The following is a 19,735-nucleotide window of genomic DNA, read 5'->3' as shown; positions in this document are numbered from 1 at the left end:
GCTGTACTGAAGTACGGCAAGGCGAAAGTGACGATGTATCAAAGCTAATTCAGATGACTATGGAAAATAGCAGATACTTCACTCTCCACTATTTCAGCTTGGCAATCCTTCCAATTGTCTTTCTATTTGATTTACCAACTCTTATCAAAACCATCCTCCTCATACTAGCACTAGCCATCACTTTGTTGGGACAAGCAATCTTCCCAAAATACCTTATCAGTACAGAAAAAAGCTCAGACCACTAAATCTGAGCTTTTTCAAATGATATAGTCTTCAGTTTTCTTTTAGTACAAGGCAACGAGTCGCAGGCTGTACTGAAGTACGGCAAGGCGAGTTAACGAAGTAATAAAAGATAAGCTGAATAACTATATTAGATAGCTTTTTCATCCAATCCCATCTTACGTTGAACAAATTTAACAATTTCTACAACGACAACCATGAGGCCTGAACCAATAATTGCTACCAACCATTGAGTTGGTGTCAAGATTGAAACCTTGAAGAAGGTATTGAATCCTGGAATTACCAAAGTTGCCATCAAGAGCAAGAAGGCAGCTACGATAGACCAGTTAAAGAGTTTGTTCTTAAATGGACCAACTGTAAAGATAGATTGGTAAACAGACTTGACGTTGAAGGCATGCACCAACTGAATCAAACCAAGAGTCAAGTAAGACATAGTAAGAGCATCTGCGTGAATTTCTTCATAGGTGCTGTGTTCTGGGAATAACAAAGCATAGCCATAAACACCCAAAACAAGTGCAGTTTGAAGGATACCTTGGTAAACGATAGAGCTCAAGACACCACCTGAGAAGAAGCTTGAGTTACGTCCACGAGGTTTGTGGGTCATAACACCTGGTTCAGCCGGCTCGACACCAAGAGCGATAGCTGGAAGCGTATCTGTTACCAAGTTAATCCAAAGAAGATGAACTGGCTCCAATACATCCCAACCAAAGAGGGTTGCAAGGAAGATACACAATACCTCAGCCGTGTTAGCTGACAAGAGATACTGGATGGTTTTTTGGATGTTTGAGAAGACTTTACGTCCTTCTTCCACCGCCACGATAATAGTCGCAAAGTTGTCATCTGCAAGGACCATATCAGAAGCACCTTTCGAAACTTCCGTACCAGTAATACCCATACCGATACCAATGTCGGCAGTCTTAAGTGATGGCGCATCGTTAACACCGTCACCTGTCATGGCAACAACCTTGCCATCATTTTGCCAAGCCTTAACGATACGAACCTTGTGCTCTGGAGATACACGCGCATAAACTGAATATTGTTTGAAGACTTTTTGGAACTCTTCATCCGTCAATTCGTTGAGCTCTGCACCTGTAAATACATGGTCTTCTGTGTCATTTTCATCGATGATACCAAGACGTTTGGCAATAGCCTCAGCTGTATCCTGGTGGTCACCAGTAATCATGATTGGACGGATACCCGCTTCTTTGGCAACACGAACTGCTTCCGCCGCTTCAGGACGCTCAGGGTCAATCATACCAACCAAACCTGAGAAGATAAGATTATTTTCAACAATCTCAGACTCCAATTCAGGAATAGCATCCACATACTTGTAAGCCATCATGAGGACACGGAGGGCTTGTTTAGCCAACTCTTTGTTGGTTGCAAGGATAGCTTGCTTATCCGCATCAGTAATCGGACGAATTGTGCCGTTTTCTTCAATTTGCGTTACACGTTTGAGCAATTGGTCTGGAGCACCCTTAACAGCTACGAAGAAGTTTCCAGCAGCCTGCTGGTGAATAGTTGACATCAATTTACGTGTTGAGTCAAAAGGCAATTCAGCCACACGAGGCTCAGCTACCAAGACTTCACGAACGTCAAAGTTTTGATCCAAACCAAATTGAACAAGTGCCGTTTCAGTTGGATCACCGATCAATTTACCAGTTGGGTCAACTTTTGTATCGTTGGCAAAGTTCATAACACGAAGCGTCGTATTGCTTGCATCCAAAGCTACTTTAGCATCTACCAATTGACCGTTTGTATAAACTTTCTCAACCGTCATTTGGTTCATGGTCAAAGTACCAGTCTTATCGGATGCGATAATTTCAGTTGAGCCAAGTGTTTCAACCGCTGGCAACTTACGAATGATTGAGTTACGCTTAGCCAATACTTGAGTACCAAGTGAAAGAACAACTGTTACGATAGCTGGCAAACCTTCAGGAATTGCCGCAACGGCAAGTGCTACAGAAGTCATAAGAGCAGGCAAGATTCCTTCTCCACGAACAAAGACTGATACAGCCATTGTAATCACTGCGATAACCAATACTGCATAGGTCAAGACTTTAGACAACTGGTGCAAGTTCTGTTTCAATGGAGTATCTGTTTCATCTGCATTGGCAAGCATGCCTGCAATGTGACCTACTTCGGTAAACATACCAGTATTGGTAACTACACCAAGACCACGTCCGTAAGTAACGTTTGAGTTTTGGTAAGCCATGTTGACACGGTCACCGATTGGTGCATCCGCTTCAAGAACCTTGGAAAGATCCTTATCAACTGGTACAGACTCACCTGTAAGAGCTGCCTCTTCGATTTTGAGGGAGTTAGCTTCCAACAAGCGCATATCCGCAGGAACAACATCACCCGCTTCAAGCAAGACGATATCACCAGGAACCAAATCTTTTGAATCCACTTCCACAACGTGACTATCTCGAAGGGCCCGTGCAACAGGGCTCGACATGTTTTTCAGCGCCTCAATGGCTGCCTCAGCTTGACCTTCTTGATAAACACCAAAGGCAGCGTTCAAGACAACTACAGCCAAGATGATGATCGCATCTGTCAAACCATGAGAACCCTCAGTAATCACCGTCAAGATTGCTGCTGCAATCAAAATGATAATCATCAAGTCCTTAAACTGATCCAAGAATTTAGCCAAGAGTGTGCGTTTCTCACCCTCATCCAATTCATTACGACCATAGTCTGCCAGACGTTTGCTAGCTTCACTGCTAGACAAACCATCTAAAGAAGACTCCATGCTTGACAATACTTGCTCTTCGCTTTGTGTGTAAAACAAATCGCGTTTTTGTTCTTTTGACAATTTCCTTCTCCTTTTCGGCCTCTTTCCTACCTTTTACCAATAAAAAAGAGACCTGTTTTATTAAAACAAGTCTCGCTATTTAAGATAGTGCCGGAAACGATTTTCGGAATGACGACACTACCACGGAAAATTCCGTTAGCTACTCCCTCGATTTGCTAACTATTATAACAAATTTCTAAGGAATTTCAAAGAATATTTTCTATGAAAACGTTTTTTCATTTCCATTCAATATGCATCTTATAGCTAGCAAATTTCTGCTGATTTTCTAACCCATTTAAATCATAATGAAGGACCAGTTCTTGTTGCTCCAATGATAGCTCATAGAAACCAGTCTTGGTCACAAAATGCTGGATCCCCATCGGCGTTGGAATAGTCACAATAGCTTCCTTATGCTTGACAAATCGCATGATAGATTTGGGATTGGAAAAACGTGTCATAACCAGTTCGTTTTCATCACACTTGATGACAACTTTTTCTTCCTCATCATTCTGATAAATGAGATAGAGCTTCCCGTCTTTTTCCTTTACTTCTACTGGGAAAGTCTGATCGATCACTTCCAATTGGCCATCTAAATCAATTTCATTCCGTAGACGAATATTCATGCTTCCTCCTATGATGCTTTAATATTGGTAATGAATGATGAACGAAGCAGGGTTAGACCTGTAAAGGCTGCGATAAAGACAACTAAGATTTTCAAATTATTGATGTCCAAATTAGATAGGAAGAAGGCCGCTGTCAAGACACCCAAAATACCCCCTACAATAATGCCTGGAACTCCTGGCCAGTTTACGCGGCCCGACTGGATAAATTGCTTGGCCCCAGCAGACAACATCATAGCTGCATTCAGCATCATGACAGGAAGGGCCACCACTGGACTAATACCCATCAAGGAGAAGAAAATCAATTCTGGCGCGTAGTTGCCCAAGCCCATACTCAATAGCATACCGATAAGGAAGTCAAATACAATCCCAACAAGCAGCTTCCAACCTGTCAGACCACGAACATCATTGGCCAAGTCAGCACCAGGGTTGGTCACCATCCGATAGACCATAATACCCGCTGCGACAATAAGCAAAATCCCCAAGACGCTCTGTACTTTCTTGGTATCCCAATGTTGCGTCACACGGGCACCAACTGAGGCACCTGTAAATGCAGCAATAGCCAAAGAAATCAAGGTCGTCATTTCTACTTCTACAATGGTGATAAAGAGCAGGGCCTCCAACAAGATAGGAATGAGGTGAGCCGTCGTCATAGTTGCTGGAATCCGTCGGTCATCCTCTATCAATTTTGTCGCCTTCAGCAAACTTGTCGTTGTTGCGAAGGTACCAATCCCCAAGGTATCCAACAAGTCTGTTACATAACCAATAGCAAAGCCCGTCCAAAATCTGTCTTTCAAAGAAATCTTATTCTTCCGAGCATAGCTAACAATCAAGTAGAGCATCCAGACAATCATCCCCACAAGGATAAACTGGATAGCATGTAAAATAAGTTTATTTGTCATTCCTCCATTATACTTAAAAGATAGTATTTGGTACATAGCAATATCCTTGTTTTATGAGAAAAAAAGCCGAAATTCTGACAATTTTTGGTATAATAAATCTATGATAGAAAAAGTTTTTCGTGACCCCGTCCATAACTATGTTCATGTTGACCATGAATTGATTTACAAACTCATCAATACAAAGGAATTTCAGCGACTACGCCGCATCAAACAACTAGGAACCACTTCCTATACCTTCCATGGTGGAGAGCATAGCCGCTTTTCGCACTGCCTCGGTGTCTATGAAATTGCCCGACGAATAACAGAAAAATTTGAAGAAAAATATCCACATCTATGGCATCCTGCCGAGAGCTTAGTAACAATGGTTGCTGCTCTTTTACATGATATTGGACACGGAGCCTATTCCCATACCTTTGAGCGCCTCTTCGATACCGACCATGAAGAAATGACCTGTGCCATTATCACCAGTCCTGAAACGGAGGTCAATCAAATATTAAAACAGGTAGCTCCCGATTTTCCTGACAAAATTGACTCCGTCATCAACCATACCTATCCCAATAAACAGGTTGTCCAGCTGATTTCCAGCCAAATTGATGTCGACCGCATGGACTATCTACTCCGTGATTCCTACTTTACAGGTACCAACTATGGTGAATTTGACCTAACCAGAATATTACGAGTTATCCGTCCTACAGAAAATGGCATTGCCTTCAAAGAATCAGGTATGCACGCAGTTGAAGACTATGTCCTCAGTCGCTACCAAATGTACATGCAGGTTTACTTCCATCCAGCCAGTCGCTCCATGGAAGTTCTCTTACAAAATTTGCTCAATCGAGCAAAATTACTCTATAAGAGCGAACAAGATTTTTTTGCTCGAACCTCTCCACGCCTGGTTCCCTTTTTTGAACACCGTGTTAGCCTTTCTGACTACCTAGCACTGGATGATGGTGTCATGAATACCTATTTCCAGTCTTGGATTGACGGACCTGATCATATCTTATCTGACCTGGCCCAACGCTACATGAACCGTAAGGTCTTCAAATCCATCACCTTCAAGGCAGAGAATGAAGAAGACCTCAACCAACTGCGGAGTTTGGTAGCCGATGTCGGCTTTGATCCAGAATACTATACAGCTATTCATCATAATTTTGATCTGCCTTACGATATTTACCGTCCCAATGCCGAGAAGAAACGGACACAGATTGAAATCTATCGCAAGGATGATACCAAGGTCGAGCTTTCCACCCTATCACCAATTGTCCACTCTCTTTCTGGAACCATCCATGGTGATAGCCGTTTCTATTTCCCAAAAGAAATGCTGGAAGATACTGGTATTTTTAGCCAGCACACTACTGATTTTATCAGCCATATTCATAACGATCATTTTATTACTGGAGAAAAAGATGTCCATTAAACTTGTAGCCATCGACATTGATGGAACTTTATTAAATAGCCAACATGAAATTACCCCGGAGGTATTTTCAGCTATTCAAGATGCCAAAAAGGCTGGTGTAAAAATTGTTATTGCCACAGGTCGCCCCATCTCAGGAGTTCGTGCCATTTTGGAAGAACTCAATCTGACTGAAGTTGGCGACTACGTCATTACATTTAACGGTGGTCTAGTTCAAGACGCCTCAACTGGTGAAGATATTGTCAAAGATACCTTGACCTATGTCGATTATCTGGACATCGAACTAGCTGCCCGCAAACTCAAACTTCCTATGCATGCCAGTACCAAAGAAGGTATGTATACTGCCAACCGCGATATTGGAAAATATACCATTTATGAATCCATGTTAGTCAGCTCCCCTGTCTTCTACCGTACTCCAGAAGAGATGGCTGACAAAGAAATTATCAAGGTCATGATGGTGGATGAACCTGACGTTCTTGATGCTGCCATCCCTCAGCTTCCAACTAACCTGACTGACAAATACAATGTTGCCAAATCTGCACCCTTCTACTTGGAAATTACACCTAAAACTGTGAACAAAGGACAGGCTATCATCCAATTAGCTGAAAAACTAGGTCTGACAATGGATCAAACTATGGCTATTGGTGATCAGGAAAATGACCGTCCCATGCTTGAAGTCGTCGGTAATCCAGTTGTCATGGAAAATGGCAATCCAGAACTCAAGAAAATTGCTAAATACATCACCAAATCAAATGACGAGAGTGGCGTTGCCCATGCCTTGAGAGAATGGGTGCTGCAATAACCTCTTACAATCACAAAAAAGACATCAGATACAAACATCCGATGTCTTTTTCTATACTTTTATTAGAAGTTCAACAAAGCCAAGAAGCTTTCAGCTTCAAGTGAAGCACCACCAACAAGGGCACCGTCAACGTCTGGACAAGCCATGTATTCAGCAACGTTTGATGGGTTTACAGAACCACCATATTGAACACGAACCTTGTCTGCCACTTCTTGACCAAAGTCAGCAGCAACAACGTCACGAACAGCTTTACACATGTTTTGTGCATCATCTTTAGTAGCTGATTTACCAGTACCGATTGCCCAGATTGGCTCATAAGCAATAACAAGTGATGCAACTTGCTCAGCAGTCAAGTCTTTCAAGGCTGCAGAAACTTGAGCACCTACGAATTCAACTGCTTTACCAGCTTCGTAAGTTTCAAGTGACTCACCACAACAGATGATTGGTGTCAAACCATTACGGAAGATAGCGTGTGCTTTCTTGTTGATATCTTCATCCGTTTCATGGAAGTAATCACGGCGCTCTGAGTGACCAATAACCACATAGTTAACTCCCATTTCAGCCAATACTTTTGGAGAAGTTTCACCAGTGAAGGCGCCAGCATCTTCAAAGTAGCAGTTTTGAGCAGCAACTTTCAATTCAGAATCTTTAGCGAACCACAAAAGAGCGTTCAAATCTACAGCTGGAGCTGCGATAGCTGCTTCAATTTTGTCGCCAGCAGGCAATTTGCCTGCAATAGCCTCAACGAAAGCTTGTGCTTCTTGAGGATTTTTGTTCATTTTCCAGTTTCCTGCAATGATTGGTTTACGTGACATTTCACATACCTCTTCTTTTTTATTTTACAAAGCCCATTATAGCATAAAATCAGGCAAGGATAAAGCATTTCCGTGCATTTTATGAATACTTACAGAAAAACTCTCTACCCGAAAGTAGAGAGTTACAATTTAGTTGTCTGACTATAATTGTTATTTCTGGGAACTCAATCGAATTAAGCTTCGATTTCTGTAACCATACCTGAACCAACAGTACGTCCACCTTCACGGATAGAGAAAGTAGTACCTTGTTCAACGGCGATTGGGTGGATCAATTCAACGTCGATAGTAACGTTATCACCAGGCATTACCATTTCAGTACCTTCTGGCAATTTGATTGAACCAGTTACGTCAGTTGTACGGAAGTAGAACTGTGGACGGTAGTTGTCGAAGAATGGAGTGTGACGTCCACCTTCTTCTTTAGTAAGGATGTAAACTTCACCTTTGAATTTAGTGTGTGGGTTGATAGAACCTGGTTTAGAGATAACTTGACCACGTTCGATTTCATCACGTTGAACACCACGAAGAAGCACACCAACGTTATCGCCGGCAAGACCTTCGTCAAGTTGTTTACGGAACATTTCAACACCAGTTACAACTGCTTTAGATTTTTCTTCTTGAAGACCAACGATTTCGATTTCATCGTTGACACGAACAGTACCACGGTCGATACGTCCTGAAGCTACAGTACCACGACCAGTGATTGAGAATACGTCCTCGACTGGAAGAAGCAATGGCTTGTCAGTATCGCGTTCTGGTTCTGGAATGTACTCATCAACTGTGTTCATCAATTCCATAACGATGTCTTCGTACTTAGCATCACCTTCAAGGGCTTTAAGAGCTGAACCTTGGATAACTGGAAGATCGTCACCTGGGAAATCGTATTCTGAAAGAAGGTCACGGATTTCCATTTCAACCAACTCAAGCAATTCTTCGTCGTCTACCAAGTCAACTTTGTTCATGAAGACGATAAGGTGTTTAACACCAACCTGACGTGAAAGAAGGATGTGCTCACGAGTTTGTGGCATTGGACCGTCAGTAGAAGCTACTACAAGGATCGCACCGTCCATCTGAGCGGCACCAGTGATCATGTTTTTAACGTAGTCCGCGTGTCCTGGAGCGTCGATGTGAGCGTAGTGACGTTTTTCAGTTTCGTACTCAACGTGTGCAGTGTTGATTGTGATACCGCGCTCGCGCTCTTCTGGAGCAGCATCGATAGACGCATAGTCTTTAGGTTGGTTAACTGATGAAGGCAAGCGACGTGCCAATACAGTTGTGATAGCTGCAGTCAAAGTAGTTTTACCGTGGTCAACGTGTCCAATTGTACCAATGTTAACGTGTGGTTTACTACGATCGTATTTTTCTTTTGCCATTTTGGTAAAAGCCTCCAATAAAATATATTTTATAGATAGACAGTAGGCAATACGGTCTAACTTTACCTTACTATTCTATCAAATTGTGGCAGAAATGCAAGCATTTTCTATCGTTTTTGTTATTTATTGCCAGAAAGTCATGTTTTATCGCCTTCATTGAGCATTAAAAACTCGCCAACAGGTCCTGCTGACGAGTACCGGAATAATTTGGCCTATTTGGTTCTAATTATCAATTTTGATATAACGACGATGTCCAGAATAAGAAAGGTAAGAAATCCACTGATGCCCTTCCGCTTGAATAAGTTTATCATAGGTAATTGAACTACCACTTGTATAGTAGGTAATTTCAGCTGCCTGGATACTTGGTTGTGCTGTAACTGATACTCTCTTGGTCACTTGATAAACTCCTTGAGTTGCCAATCTTTGCTGTTCTGTCTCTGAGGAACCTAGATGTTGCTGAATGTGTGTAGAACGCAATGCTTCTGTTCGAACATAGCGACGAGTACCACTATAAGAAGGATAGGACAACCAACGGTAGCCATCTGCCTCAACAACTTGGTCGTAGTTGATTTTTTCACCTTTTGTAAACTCAAATTGAGTTGGAGCTTGATTTTCTGCCTTGTTTTTTACTGGGACAGTTTTCATAACGGTGTAGCTACCACTCTGGGAAAGAACTGTTTTCTGCTCATTCTTATTCTCGATTGGACCGGAAGCTAGTAGATTGGTTGTTGGGGCGGTCGCAGGTGAGCTTGCGACCTGACCCAAATCGACATAGCGACGGGTGCCACTATAGGATAGATAAGAAATCCATTGATGACCGTCTGCTACTAGCGTCTTATCGTAATTGACCTTGTCGCCCTTTTCGAATGTAAATTGAGTTGGAGCACTTGCCTTGGCTTCATTTTTCACCGCGACCTGTTTGCTAAAGTGATAACTACCACGGCTGGCTAGTTTTTCTGCCTGCGGAAATAGATTTGATTGACTAGCCACGGGAGTAGAGCTTGGGGCTGGTTGACTAGGGGCTGTCGCAGGTGAACTTGCGACCTGACCCAAATCTACATAGCGACGGGTACCACTATAGGATAGATAAGAAATCCACTGATGTCCGTCTGCTACTAGCGTCTTGTCGTAATTGACCTTGTCACCTTTTTCAAATGTAAATTGAGTTGCGGCGGTAGCCTTGGCTTCATTTTTCACCGCGACCTGTTTGCTAAAGTGATAACTACCACGGCTGGCTAGTTTTTCTGCCTGCAGAGCTGGATTTGACTGACTAGTTACTGGAGGGGTGCTTGTTACTGGTTGACTAGGGGCGATCGCAGGTGAGCTTGCGACCTGACCCAAATCTACATAGCGACGGGTACCACTATAAGATAGATAAGAAATCCACTGATGACCATCTGCTACTAGCGTCTTGTCGTAATTGACCTTGTCACCTTTTTCAAATGTAAATTGAGTTGGGGCAATTGCCTTGGCTTCATTTTTCACCGCGACCTGTTTGCTAAAGTGATAGCTACCACGGCTGGCTAGTTTTTCTGCCTGCGGAGATAGATTTGATTGACTAGCCACGGGAGTAGAGCTTGGGGCTGGTTGACTAGGGGCTGTCGCAGGTGAACTTGCGACCTGACCCAAATCTACATAGCGACGGGTACCACTATAAGATAGATAAGAAATCCACTGATGACCATCTACCTCTAGTTTTTTATCATAATTAACTTTGTCACCCACCTGTGCATAAAAGGCTACTGGAGCAGTTTTACTTGGTTGATTTCTGACAGCTGTTTCTTTTTCGTAGACATATTGTCCTTGAGGTGCTAAATTGACAGCTGGTTCCTCTACAACTACTACTGTAGTTTGCGGAATCTCCATTGCAGGACTTAACTGAACAGCTACTTCCTGTTTAGTAGGAGTTACTGCTTGTTCTGTACGCGCTTCTTTTGAAGATGATTGACTGTTCGAAGATTGTTCTTCACCCATCTGACTTGTGAGAACCTCCGGAACCTGCTCGCTCTCCACCTTACTTGTCTGAGCGATCACTTCCTGTGTTTCTACGGCGACTTGATTTGAAAGAGAGTTTATCCTATCAACCTGACTACTCTCTTGGACTTGTACCAATGGTAGGTTACTTGACGCAACCACCCCTGCCTGTTCATCCGCTTTCACTTCCTGCAAACCGAAGACCAGACTAGTTCCAATCAATACTGAAGCAGCACCTAGAGAATACTTGCGAATAGAAAAATTTTGTTTTTCCTGACCAAATCTTGTGCGACGCATAAATCATATCCTACCTTTCTGTTATCCTTTTCACTTATATTATATACTTATCCATGTCATAAAACAAGTAAAAATTGTAACATTCGTAATATTTTTGTAACATTTGTATCGATAAAGAAATATTCATCTCTCCTATCTATACTATTCGCAAAAAATACAAAAAAATGATGAAAAATAAGATATTTTTAAAATTTTTTCAAAATATAAAAACCTTGTCTGAATACACTTCAAACAAGGTACTAGCCATCTGCTATTCGAAATCTAATCGATAGTAGGGTTGATTTGGAGTTGAAGCACCAATACTTGACGCATAAATCCAGTCCTTGCCTTCTAGCTGTGCAAAGTCTTCCGCCCGCCCAGTTAGGATAATCCCAGCGAACTCCAAGGTATCAATCTCTTCTTGTTTAGAAAAGTCCGTGTCACCAAATTTTTCCAAGAAAGTTTTCACATCTGTGACGAGTGCGTACTCTCCTAAATAATGATTATACTGTTCCGCCATTTTTTTCATTGGTGTCAAAGGATTCCAAGTTTCTGCTTCTTTTGGTAGATTGTAATCTGGCTTATAAACCTGCAAGACCTCTCCATCTAACCCAAACAACTGATCAATGCGAAAATCAGCCGTGTTCATCTTGGAAGCTGTTCCAATCCAGTACCAATTCTTTTTCAAATTTTGGGGCAACATGGTCTGCAACTCACCAAAACTATATTTTTTGTCAAAAGTGATGGCTACTTCTACTAACTGATTGGGCATGTCTTTCACTAAGGAAAGTTCCTGACTTGGAACAGTCGCAAGGTCATCTGTGTCAATTTTCTCCGTATTGTAGAAGAGTGGCAATTTTGACCAGGTTTGACGATCATAGGCAATCTCCCCTTTATAAGAAGGACCATCCTGTGAAAAATCCTGATATCTTCCTAGCCAATCATAGTGGTATTCATAGTCACCATAGGCGACTGGAACCCCAGCCAAATCTTTGTAGCGATCAGCATGAATCGCACCAGCAAACATAGACGTAGCCTTGTAATAGTAGGTTGAGTATTCAATGTTTGGATAGGCAACTTGTGACAATAATTCATGTTCTTGATAGATTTTTTCACCATTATTGGCAGTCAAGATTTGCAAGGTCTTCAAGGTTGCTCCTGTAATCAATAAGAGTCCTAATGTAGATAGACCAACTGTTTTCCATAATTGTTTTTTCTTACTTTTCTTTGTTGCAATTTCAAAAGTTTTCATATTCATACCCTTTCTCTTTTAACAATTTCCCTAGAAGTTTTCGACCTCGGTAAAGATTAATCTTCACCAAACTCTGACTATATCCTAAGATATGGGCAATCTCTTTGACACTCATATCCTGAAAATAATAAAGGTCAATGACATGCTGATACTTGGCTGGCAGGTCTGCGACCGCCTGATAGAGTTCTTCATAACCTTCTTTGTCATAAACCAAAACCTTTTCGCTGGCAAAAAATTCCCTTTGGAGAATGTCATGATAGTGCTTATCCCTCCTGTATTTGTCGATGTAGGCTCTAACTGCCGAACGATAAAGCCAGGCTCGTAATTTGTCAAAAGGAAGGACAAGTTCTGCTTCTAAGATTTTCACCAGTACATCCTGGGCTATATCCTGGCTGTCTGCAAATGTGGCGCCTGATTTTTGCAGGTAGTAGGAAATCTCCTCGGCAATGCCGATGACTTCTTTTTCATATTCATCCAATTTGATGCTCATCTCCTCCTTTCACTAATATAACGAATGGAATTCTATTTGGTTACACATTTTTTAAAAATATTATATCCTTTACCGTATTAAAAAAGCAACCTCCGAAGAAGTTGCTTAAATAAGATTAACCAGAATTTCGCAAACCTGTTGCCACACCGTTGATAGTGATGTGAATGAGATTTTCTTGTTCCTTGCTGAGTTCTCCACGACGAAGGCGGTTAATCAGTTCAATCTGAATATAGTTGAGGACGTTGAAATATGGCATACGGTAGTCTAGACTGGCTTTGAGGAAAGGAAGTTCTGCCAGTAGCGCATCATTTTGCTCAATAGACAGGATAACATCCTTGGTCAACTGCCATTCATCTAAGATAATATGGAAGATATTGCGCACCTCTTCACTCTCACACATTTTTGCATACTCAAAGGCAATGTTCATGTTGGATTTGGACAGAACCATGTCCACATTCGATAGAAGTGAACGGAAGAATGGCCAGCTTTCGTACATTTTCTGTAATTTTGCTAAGTTGGCTGGATTTTTATCAATAAAGCGTTTGAAACTGGAACCTACACCATACCAACCTGGAAGCATGACACGGTTTTGCGACCATGAAAATACCCAAGGAATAGCACGAAGTCCACCAATTTCTGTAATAGTTTTACGAGCAGCTGGACGAGAACCGATATTTAGACTAGATACCTCACGAATTGGACTAGCCGCAAAGAAGTAATCGTAGAAATGAGGATTATTAAAAACTAAATCACGATAAATAGAATAGCTATCTGCTACGATTTCGTCCATGGTCTCACGGTAACCATCAATCTCGTTTGCATCTGTAATCATCTGTGTCGTCATTCGGTCAAGCGTAGCCGAAACAAGCATTTCCAAGTTATAATAGGCAGCATCTTTATTTCCGTATTTATTACCAATTACCTCACCTTGCTCAGTCAAACGAATTCTATCTTTGATTGAGCCAAAAGGTTGTGAAGTAATGGCATCATAAGATGGTCCACCACCACGACCAACTGTTCCACCTCGACCATGGAAGAAGGTAATATGAACACCGAATTCTTGACCAATCTGAGTCAATTCATTTTGAGCCTTATAGAGTGTCCAACCTGATGAAAGATAGCCGCCATCCTTGTTGGAATCAGAATACCCAAGCATGATTTCTTGGTAATATTTGTTGCCAGCAATCCAACGTTTAGCCAAGTCAAGTTGCAAGTATTGACGCATGGTTGCTGAAGCATTATCTAAGTCCTCGATGGTTTCAAACAATGGTACAATTTGCACACGCGCCTTGTCCATATCCACCAAACCAACTTCTTTCAAAAGGACGGCAAGCTCAAGTAAATCAGAAACACTTTCTGAATGGGAGATGATGTGTTGTTTGATGACTTCCTCACCCAGTTTATCCTTCAATTCACGGGCTGCTGCAAAAATAGCCAGTTCTTTTTGCAATTGTTCTGATTTTGGAACATGAGTAGCTGAGAGAATGCGTGGATCTGTTTCTAATTGTTTTAAAAGAACGTGACATTTCGCTTCTTCTGACAAGCTAGAGTAATTCTCAACAATACGAGCAGATGCCAAAAGCTCTGCAACACTTGCTTCATGAATAGACGAATCTTGACGCATATCGATGCTGGCTAGGTAGAAACCAAAGGCCTCAACTGCTTCCAGCAATTCTGTCAAATCACCCTTGATCAAGGCGTTTGCCTTATTGTCAATCAAGGACTGTTTAATCGCAAGCAAGTCTTCTTTAAATTCAGTGACATTGGCGTAGCGGACATCAGAAAGCTTATTATCCACCAAGTAAGCGCGCGTATTGGCCAATTTCATTTGAATATAATGAAAGGCACGACGGTAAGGTTCATTTTCGCGATAGACTGAACTATCCTCTGATTTTTCAGCCAATAGTTTGACAGCTGTCGAAACCTTCACGATGGAAGTTGAGAGAGAGAAATTACGGTAGAGTTTATGGAGTTGCTCATCGTAGTAGTTCATGATGACTTGGCACTGGGTTAAGGCTGACAATTTCAGTGTTTCTGCCGTTACAAATGGATTGCCATCTCGGTCACCACCGATCCACATGCCCATGGTAATAGGACGAGGATTGTTAAGCTCAATGCCCTTTTCTGCAGCCAAGCGCTTGTACTCACCTTGTAACTTGGTCACAGCCTTGATAAAGGAAGAATTATAGTATTCCATAACGTTGGTGATTTCGTTGGTTACCTTCAGCTTCTTCTCGCGAATCATATCCGTTTGCATGATGATTTCAATGTAGCAACGAAGTTGGTCTTCCCACTTAGTTTTGTTCAGCAAGCCCATTTTCACATCACGGTAGCGACGAAGCAACTCATGAATATGCTTGGTCAAGTCCAACATAGATTGACGTTGCACCTGGGTTGGATGGGCTGTCAAAACGGGAACAACATTGAGTTTTTCCAAAATTTCTGCCGCATTTTCCTGCTTGGCCACCATATCAATCGTCGTTGAAATTTTCCCAAGGTAATCTTGGTCAACGTTGTTCTGGTGGTTGATTTCATAGGCCAAATCCACATCTTCTGAAATGTTAATCAACAAAGGAAGGACAGCGAAGTAACGAGAAATGACTGCTAATTCTTCGTTATTTAATTGACCAATAATCGCAATTAAGGACTGGTAATCATCCTCACGAGAAAGCTGGGACAATTCAATAATCTTCTTGAAGGTTTCCTGGGGCATCATCTGGGCCGCTACTTCTTCAAGGATAGTCGTTAAAATCGCAATTTCTTCTTGAATGGTTTCTTTGTTGTTATAGTTTTCTAGTTTTTGGATAGACATTTCTACTCTCTTTCCTTTATTTAGCCGATTGTCCGTTCAATCTCTTCTTCAATCAATTTACGCTTCTCGTTGGCATCGATATTGAGGACAAAGGCAATGCCAATCGAAATAATGAGTAGGCTAGACCCTCCTTGCGATAGGAAGGGGAAGGTCACTCCCGTCGCAGGGATAATACCTGCAATTCCACCAATATTGACAAAGGTCTGAATGAGGAGCATTCCTGCCACCCCCAAGGCCATCATGGAATTAAATGGACTGCGGGCACGAACACCTACAATGATAATGCGAATGATGAGGAAGAAAAGCAGGGCCAAAATCAAGCTAGCACCCACAAATCCCAACTCTTCAATCACAATGGAAAACACAAAGTCTGTCTGCGCTTCTGGTAGATATCCCTTTTTCTCAATGGAGTTACCCAAACCGCGACCCAACCAGCCACCATTACTCATGGCATAGAAGGAATGGGTCAACTGCAACCCTGCCCCCGTGGCATTGCCAAAAGGGTCAAAAAAGGCTGCGAAACGACGGGCGATATAGCCAAACAGAGGAATTTTCTCAACTGTTTCAACACCAAGAACAAAGATTGTTCCTAGAACAAAGCCTGACACTGCAACGATACTCAAAACCGCTGTCAAAAACCACCGATAAGCAATACCACTGACACTAATCATAATCACCATAATCAAGACGACAATGGTTGCATTTCCCAGATCAGGCAAGGTTGCCACCATAGCTAACAAGAGGAGACTGACCACACGCCAATCAGTGAATTCTCTAGGAATCCAGCTTCCCTGTATTAAAGCCTGGTAGTCATAGGTCCGAATATCAGCCTGCTGTTTGGCAAATTCGTGAGCCAAATACCAGATGATAATCAACTTGAGGTATTCGGCAGGCTGCAAATTACCAGCTCCAGGCAAGGGAATCCAACCGTGGGCCCCATTGATAGGTGGAAACAATCGAGAAATGGCTAAGAGAAGCACCTCGAATAAAATAACTGAGTAAATGACAGCCTTCCTTCTCAAAAAGCTTAATTTCATACGGTAAATCGTGTAAATTGCAAAGAGGCTGACACCCCAGAAAAGCGACTGGTTAATCACCGTTCTAAAAGGGTTCCCTCCATTGATAATTTGCGTGGCACTGGTTGTTGAATAGACGATTATCAACCCTATCACAGATAAAATTAGATAGGGAATGAGAATGGAATAGTTCAATAACTGCCGTTTGTCAATCTTCATTTCTAATCCAACCTTCTTTCGAGTACTGGGTTCTATTATAGCATACTTTACTATAAATTACCCAGTAGGGTCTATAAAGTAAAGACATCTTTCGGAAATCTACCTTAGCACAAAAAAGAGGGGACCTCCCCTCCTTCCATTATTCAAATGTTTCAAGATAAAATTCAATCTTATCGCCAGCAGCTAGTTTCAGCTCTTCTGCCCCCTTGTCTGCCATCTGATCATTGATTTTATACATCCAGTAGGTATTGGTACTTGGATCTTGACTAACACCATCAATAGCTGTTACCATGCCATTATCTTCTTCTACTTGATGGTAGTCCTCTAAAACATCCATGACACTATCGCCTTGCTCAGCCTCTACTTCCTGGCTAGTTGTTTTACCGTCTTTGGTAATTTGCAAAGTGACTGTCATCTTGGTTTCAGCTTGTTCGACAGGATTTGCTTGACAAGCAGCCAGAACCATTGTCATAAGAAATGTAACTAAAAGAAATATTCGTTTCATTTATAAAATCTCCTAAAAATATAGTCAATAATGGGATAGAACAAGAAAGTCGAAATCGCATGAAGGCTATCAAAGAATAAACCATTGAACCAGAAGATAAGGGGTGACAGACCAAATTGCCAAGCAGACAAGATACTAATAAGCATGCCATAAACATAGACCAATAGAGTAGCAAGCAATGACTGTAGCCAAATAGACAATCGCGCCTTGTTCACCAAAGGCCTCACCAAGCACCACCATAGCAGCTGGACTAGACCGAAGCTAAGCACTTGCCACAAGACTACCGGTCCAAAACCAAAGAGAAGACCACTTCCAACCATGGTTAAGGTCATAACCAGCCAAGCATCCATCAATCCCATAAAAGAAAGACTGACAAGGAATATTGCTGTCAAAGGTTTAATATTTGGAAAAGCACCAAAAACAATCCGTAACACGATGGTTAAGGAAGTTAATAGTACTATTCTACTCAAGCGTTTCACTGTATCATGATATTTACCCATATAACTTTAGACTACCCTATTATAGCTCATTTGTCAATAGTATCTACCTCACATCCTCTTTTCAATATTATTTTTTTGATTTTTTTTGCTATTTGAGATAAAATAATAGGGATGAGAAAGAAAATAAATCCAATGGTTGTTATTGGTTTTTTCCTATCTTTTTTTATTCTAATTTCCATAACTGGTGTTCTGGGAAATACTGCCAATAAGAAAGAAACCGTAACAACCCAATCAAGTACAACTGCTAGCTCCAGCTCGAAAAAATCAGGAACAAAGCCTAGCTATCATATCACCAATGCCCTAGAAATGAAACCAATCATTGACGTTTCAGCCTGGCAAAGACCATCCGAGATTGATTACGACACACTAAGCCAAAATATTTCTGGTGCTATCGTCCGTATTCAGAGTGGCTCACATACCAAGAGTGAAAATACAGCCACTGACAAGAATGGACTAGATAAGTCTTTTGCAACCCATATCAAAGAGTTTCAAGCTCGCAATATCCCAGTTGCAGTCTATGCCTATGTAACAGGTAACAGCATTGAAAATATGAAGGAAGAGGCCCGTAGTTTCTATAAGGCTGCCAACCAATACAATCCTACATTTTACTGGTTAGACGTAGAAGAATACACCATGAATGATATGAATGCTGGGGTAGAAGCCTTCCGCAAGGAGTTGGAAACCCTAGGTGCTAAGAATATCGGTATCTATATCGGGACCTATTTCATGGAGGACCACAGTATTAATGTGGACAAGTTTGATGCCATCTGGATACCAACTTATGGGGACGACTCGGGCTACTACAATGCTGCTCCAAATACTGATCTCGACTACGACTTACACCAATATACATCTCGAGGTTATGTCAATGGCTTTGCCCATCATCTAGACCTCAATCTTATCACAACCCTAAAAGATCCTAATGAAGTTTATCAAAAACTATTTACAACCCCGTAATAAAATGATAGACTGTTAGTAATTTCATATACACAAAGGAGTGCTTCGGCTGAGATCGCTTTTGCGAAATCCTCGAACCTGATCTAGTTAGAACTAGCGTAGGGATTGTGTGCTTTATAGACGGTTACTCTGTCCACTATAAACACTCCTTTGTCCACTAAACAAAGGAGTATTTTTATGTTTCCATCCAAAATGCGTGTGTTAGCTGAAGTAGCTATTTTCTCTGCCATTGCTCTGGTCTTTGACAAGTTCCCACTCTTTACCATGCCCCAAGGTGGTTCAGTTTCTCTGGTCATGTTACCCATCCTACTCCTTTCTCTTCGCCACGGTTGGCAAATTGGTTTACTAACTGGTGGAATTGTGGGAACCATCCAACTCTTCTATGGCGGTTACTTTTTGAATATCTTTCAAGTTTTTCTGGACTACGCACTTTCCTACGTTGGAATTGGTTTAGCAGGATTAGTGGCACCACTCCTAACCAAACAAAAAGACCTCAGACAAGCTGCCCTCATCATTAGTCTTTCTGGTTTACTTGGTGGTAGCATTCGCTTACTTGCTACCTTCCTATCTGGTATCATCTTCTATGCTGACTACGCTACACCTGGTATGCCTGTCTGGCTCTATTCTTTTACCTATAATATCAGCTATATTCTCCCTTCAACTATCATCGCTTGTGTCCTACTCATTTTACTCTATAAAGCAAGACCAAATTTTTACAAGAAATAAGCCCTCCTTTTAAGGGCCTTTTTCATTTTTGTGTTATAATGAAGCGTTAAAAAA

The 19,735-nt window shown here is 41.7% G+C and carries 17 protein-coding genes and 1 riboswitch; of the genes, 5 read left to right on the top strand and 12 right to left on the bottom strand.

Annotated features, from left to right (window positions below; all coding sequences use genetic code 11):
* The first annotated feature begins 59 nt into the window (after nt 1-59).
* Nucleotides 60-245: a hypothetical protein gene (locus ACEE44_RS06510; protein ID WP_172101708.1), complete on the top strand. Its 186-nt coding sequence runs from the start codon at nt 60-62 to the stop codon at nt 243-245.
* A 125-nt stretch (nt 246-370) separates the two neighbouring features.
* Here ACEE44_RS06510 and ACEE44_RS06505 read toward each other — a convergent pair whose 3' ends face one another.
* From ACEE44_RS06505 to ACEE44_RS06495, 3 genes are all read right to left on the bottom strand, one after another.
* Nucleotides 371-3,055 carry a cation-translocating P-type ATPase gene (locus ACEE44_RS06505; protein WP_449171683.1) on the bottom strand — a complete coding sequence of 895 codons (2,685 nt, stop codon included), beginning with the start codon at nt 3,053-3,055 and terminating at the stop codon, nt 371-373.
* A gap of 215 nt (nt 3,056-3,270) precedes the next feature.
* A complete protein-coding gene (locus ACEE44_RS06500; protein WP_449171682.1) occupies nt 3,271-3,657 on the bottom strand; it encodes a DUF1934 domain-containing protein in 387 nt (128 codons plus the stop codon).
* 8 nt (nt 3,658-3,665) lie between these two features.
* Nucleotides 3,666-4,556: a sodium:solute symporter gene (locus ACEE44_RS06495; RefSeq protein ID WP_449171681.1), complete on the bottom strand. Its 891-nt coding sequence runs from the start codon at nt 4,554-4,556 to the stop codon at nt 3,666-3,668.
* Between the two features lie 100 nt (nt 4,557-4,656).
* Here ACEE44_RS06495 and ACEE44_RS06490 point away from each other — a divergent pair, with 100 nt between their 5' ends.
* Both ACEE44_RS06490 and yidA read left to right on the top strand, forming a co-directional pair.
* A complete protein-coding gene (locus ACEE44_RS06490; protein WP_449171680.1) occupies nt 4,657-5,970 on the top strand; it encodes an HD domain-containing protein in 1,314 nt (437 codons plus the stop codon).
* Nucleotides 5,960-6,769, top strand: a complete 810-nt coding sequence (gene yidA / locus ACEE44_RS06485) for a sugar-phosphatase (RefSeq protein WP_449171679.1) — start codon at nt 5,960-5,962, stop codon at nt 6,767-6,769. Before ACEE44_RS06490 ends, yidA begins: the two co-directional genes overlap by 11 nt.
* Before the next feature lie 62 nt (nt 6,770-6,831).
* On the opposite strand, the gene tpiA is transcribed toward yidA, so the two are convergent.
* From tpiA to ACEE44_RS06440, 9 genes are all read right to left on the bottom strand, one after another.
* Entirely contained in the window at nt 6,832-7,584 is a 753-nt protein-coding gene (gene tpiA, locus ACEE44_RS06480) for a triose-phosphate isomerase (protein WP_004298713.1), read from the bottom strand.
* A gap of 173 nt (nt 7,585-7,757) precedes the next feature.
* Nucleotides 7,758-8,954 (bottom strand): elongation factor Tu, encoded by a 1,197-nt coding sequence (gene tuf / locus ACEE44_RS06475; RefSeq protein ID WP_024531546.1) that lies wholly within the window; start codon nt 8,952-8,954, stop codon nt 7,758-7,760.
* Nucleotides 8,955-9,176: 222 nt separating this feature from the next.
* Nucleotides 9,177-11,225, bottom strand: a complete 2,049-nt coding sequence (locus ACEE44_RS06470) for an SH3 domain-containing protein (RefSeq protein WP_449171678.1) — start codon at nt 11,223-11,225, stop codon at nt 9,177-9,179.
* A 250-nt stretch (nt 11,226-11,475) separates the two neighbouring features.
* Nucleotides 11,476-12,462: an anti sigma factor C-terminal domain-containing protein gene (locus ACEE44_RS06465; RefSeq protein ID WP_449171677.1), complete on the bottom strand. Its 987-nt coding sequence runs from the start codon at nt 12,460-12,462 to the stop codon at nt 11,476-11,478.
* Nucleotides 12,443-12,946, bottom strand: a complete 504-nt coding sequence (locus ACEE44_RS06460) for an RNA polymerase sigma factor (RefSeq protein ID WP_449171676.1) — start codon at nt 12,944-12,946, stop codon at nt 12,443-12,445. The genes ACEE44_RS06465 and ACEE44_RS06460 overlap by 20 nt, the downstream gene beginning before the upstream one ends.
* A 115-nt stretch (nt 12,947-13,061) precedes the next feature.
* Nucleotides 13,062-15,758, bottom strand: coding sequence for a phosphoenolpyruvate carboxylase (ppc, locus tag ACEE44_RS06455; RefSeq protein ID WP_449171675.1), 2,697 nt, complete (start codon nt 15,756-15,758; stop codon nt 13,062-13,064).
* Between the two features lie 20 nt (nt 15,759-15,778).
* Nucleotides 15,779-16,993 (bottom strand): cell division peptidoglycan polymerase FtsW, encoded by a 1,215-nt coding sequence (gene ftsW / locus ACEE44_RS06450; protein WP_332411044.1) that lies wholly within the window; start codon nt 16,991-16,993, stop codon nt 15,779-15,781.
* 139 nt (nt 16,994-17,132) lie between these two features.
* On the bottom strand, nt 17,133-17,498 hold the full coding sequence (locus ACEE44_RS06445) for a DUF4430 domain-containing protein (protein ID WP_449171674.1): 366 nt from the start codon (nt 17,496-17,498) through the stop codon (nt 17,133-17,135).
* Nucleotides 17,495-17,998 carry a hypothetical protein gene (locus tag ACEE44_RS06440; protein WP_449171673.1) on the bottom strand — a complete coding sequence of 168 codons (504 nt, stop codon included), beginning with the start codon at nt 17,996-17,998 and terminating at the stop codon, nt 17,495-17,497. Before ACEE44_RS06440 ends, ACEE44_RS06445 begins: the two co-directional genes overlap by 4 nt.
* Before the next feature lie 111 nt (nt 17,999-18,109).
* Here ACEE44_RS06440 and ACEE44_RS06435 point away from each other — a divergent pair, with 111 nt between their 5' ends.
* On the top strand, nt 18,110-18,955 hold the full coding sequence (locus ACEE44_RS06435; RefSeq protein ID WP_172024325.1) for a glycoside hydrolase family 25 protein: 846 nt from the start codon (nt 18,110-18,112) through the stop codon (nt 18,953-18,955).
* 26 nt (nt 18,956-18,981) lie between these two features.
* A riboswitch (TPP riboswitch) is annotated at nt 18,982-19,077 on the top strand.
* Nucleotides 19,078-19,132: 55 nt separating this feature from the next.
* Nucleotides 19,133-19,681, top strand: coding sequence for an energy-coupled thiamine transporter ThiT (gene thiT, locus ACEE44_RS06430; RefSeq protein ID WP_449171672.1), 549 nt, complete (start codon nt 19,133-19,135; stop codon nt 19,679-19,681).
* Nucleotides 19,682-19,735 lie beyond the last annotated feature (54 nt).

It is taken from the genome of Streptococcus sp. 32226D021BW (assembly GCF_053545015.1).
Note: the sequence above shows the minus strand (reverse complement) of the source record. Positions and strands in the feature narration are given on the sequence as shown.

What these genes read in the sequence shown, in the direction of transcription:
- ACEE44_RS06510 (WP_172101708.1), top strand. Translation starts at nt 60, where the DNA reads ATGGAAAATAGCAGATACTTCACTCTCCACTATTTCAGCTTGGCAATC.
- yidA (WP_449171679.1), top strand. Translation starts at nt 5,960, where the DNA reads ATGTCCATTAAACTTGTAGCCATCGACATTGATGGAACTTTATTAAAT.
- tpiA (WP_004298713.1), bottom strand. Translation starts at nt 7,584, where the DNA reads ATGTCACGTAAACCAATCATTGCAGGAAACTGGAAAATGAACAAAAAT.
- ACEE44_RS06440 (WP_449171673.1), bottom strand. Translation starts at nt 17,998, where the DNA reads ATGGGTAAATATCATGATACAGTGAAACGCTTGAGTAGAATAGTACTA.
- ACEE44_RS06490 (WP_449171680.1), top strand. Translation starts at nt 4,657, where the DNA reads ATGATAGAAAAAGTTTTTCGTGACCCCGTCCATAACTATGTTCATGTT.
- ACEE44_RS06500 (WP_449171682.1), bottom strand. Translation starts at nt 3,657, where the DNA reads ATGAATATTCGTCTACGGAATGAAATTGATTTAGATGGCCAATTGGAA.
- ACEE44_RS06470 (WP_449171678.1), bottom strand. Translation starts at nt 11,225, where the DNA reads ATGCGTCGCACAAGATTTGGTCAGGAAAAACAAAATTTTTCTATTCGC.
- tuf (WP_024531546.1), bottom strand. Translation starts at nt 8,954, where the DNA reads ATGGCAAAAGAAAAATACGATCGTAGTAAACCACACGTTAACATTGGT.
- ACEE44_RS06435 (WP_172024325.1), top strand. Translation starts at nt 18,110, where the DNA reads ATGAGAAAGAAAATAAATCCAATGGTTGTTATTGGTTTTTTCCTATCT.
- ACEE44_RS06460 (WP_449171676.1), bottom strand. Translation starts at nt 12,946, where the DNA reads ATGAGCATCAAATTGGATGAATATGAAAAAGAAGTCATCGGCATTGCC.
- ACEE44_RS06495 (WP_449171681.1), bottom strand. Translation starts at nt 4,556, where the DNA reads ATGACAAATAAACTTATTTTACATGCTATCCAGTTTATCCTTGTGGGG.
- ppc (WP_449171675.1), bottom strand. Translation starts at nt 15,758, where the DNA reads ATGTCTATCCAAAAACTAGAAAACTATAACAACAAAGAAACCATTCAA.
- ACEE44_RS06445 (WP_449171674.1), bottom strand. Translation starts at nt 17,498, where the DNA reads ATGAAACGAATATTTCTTTTAGTTACATTTCTTATGACAATGGTTCTG.
- ftsW (WP_332411044.1), bottom strand. Translation starts at nt 16,993, where the DNA reads ATGAAGATTGACAAACGGCAGTTATTGAACTATTCCATTCTCATTCCC.
- ACEE44_RS06465 (WP_449171677.1), bottom strand. Translation starts at nt 12,462, where the DNA reads ATGAATATGAAAACTTTTGAAATTGCAACAAAGAAAAGTAAGAAAAAA.
- thiT (WP_449171672.1), top strand. Translation starts at nt 19,133, where the DNA reads ATGTTTCCATCCAAAATGCGTGTGTTAGCTGAAGTAGCTATTTTCTCT.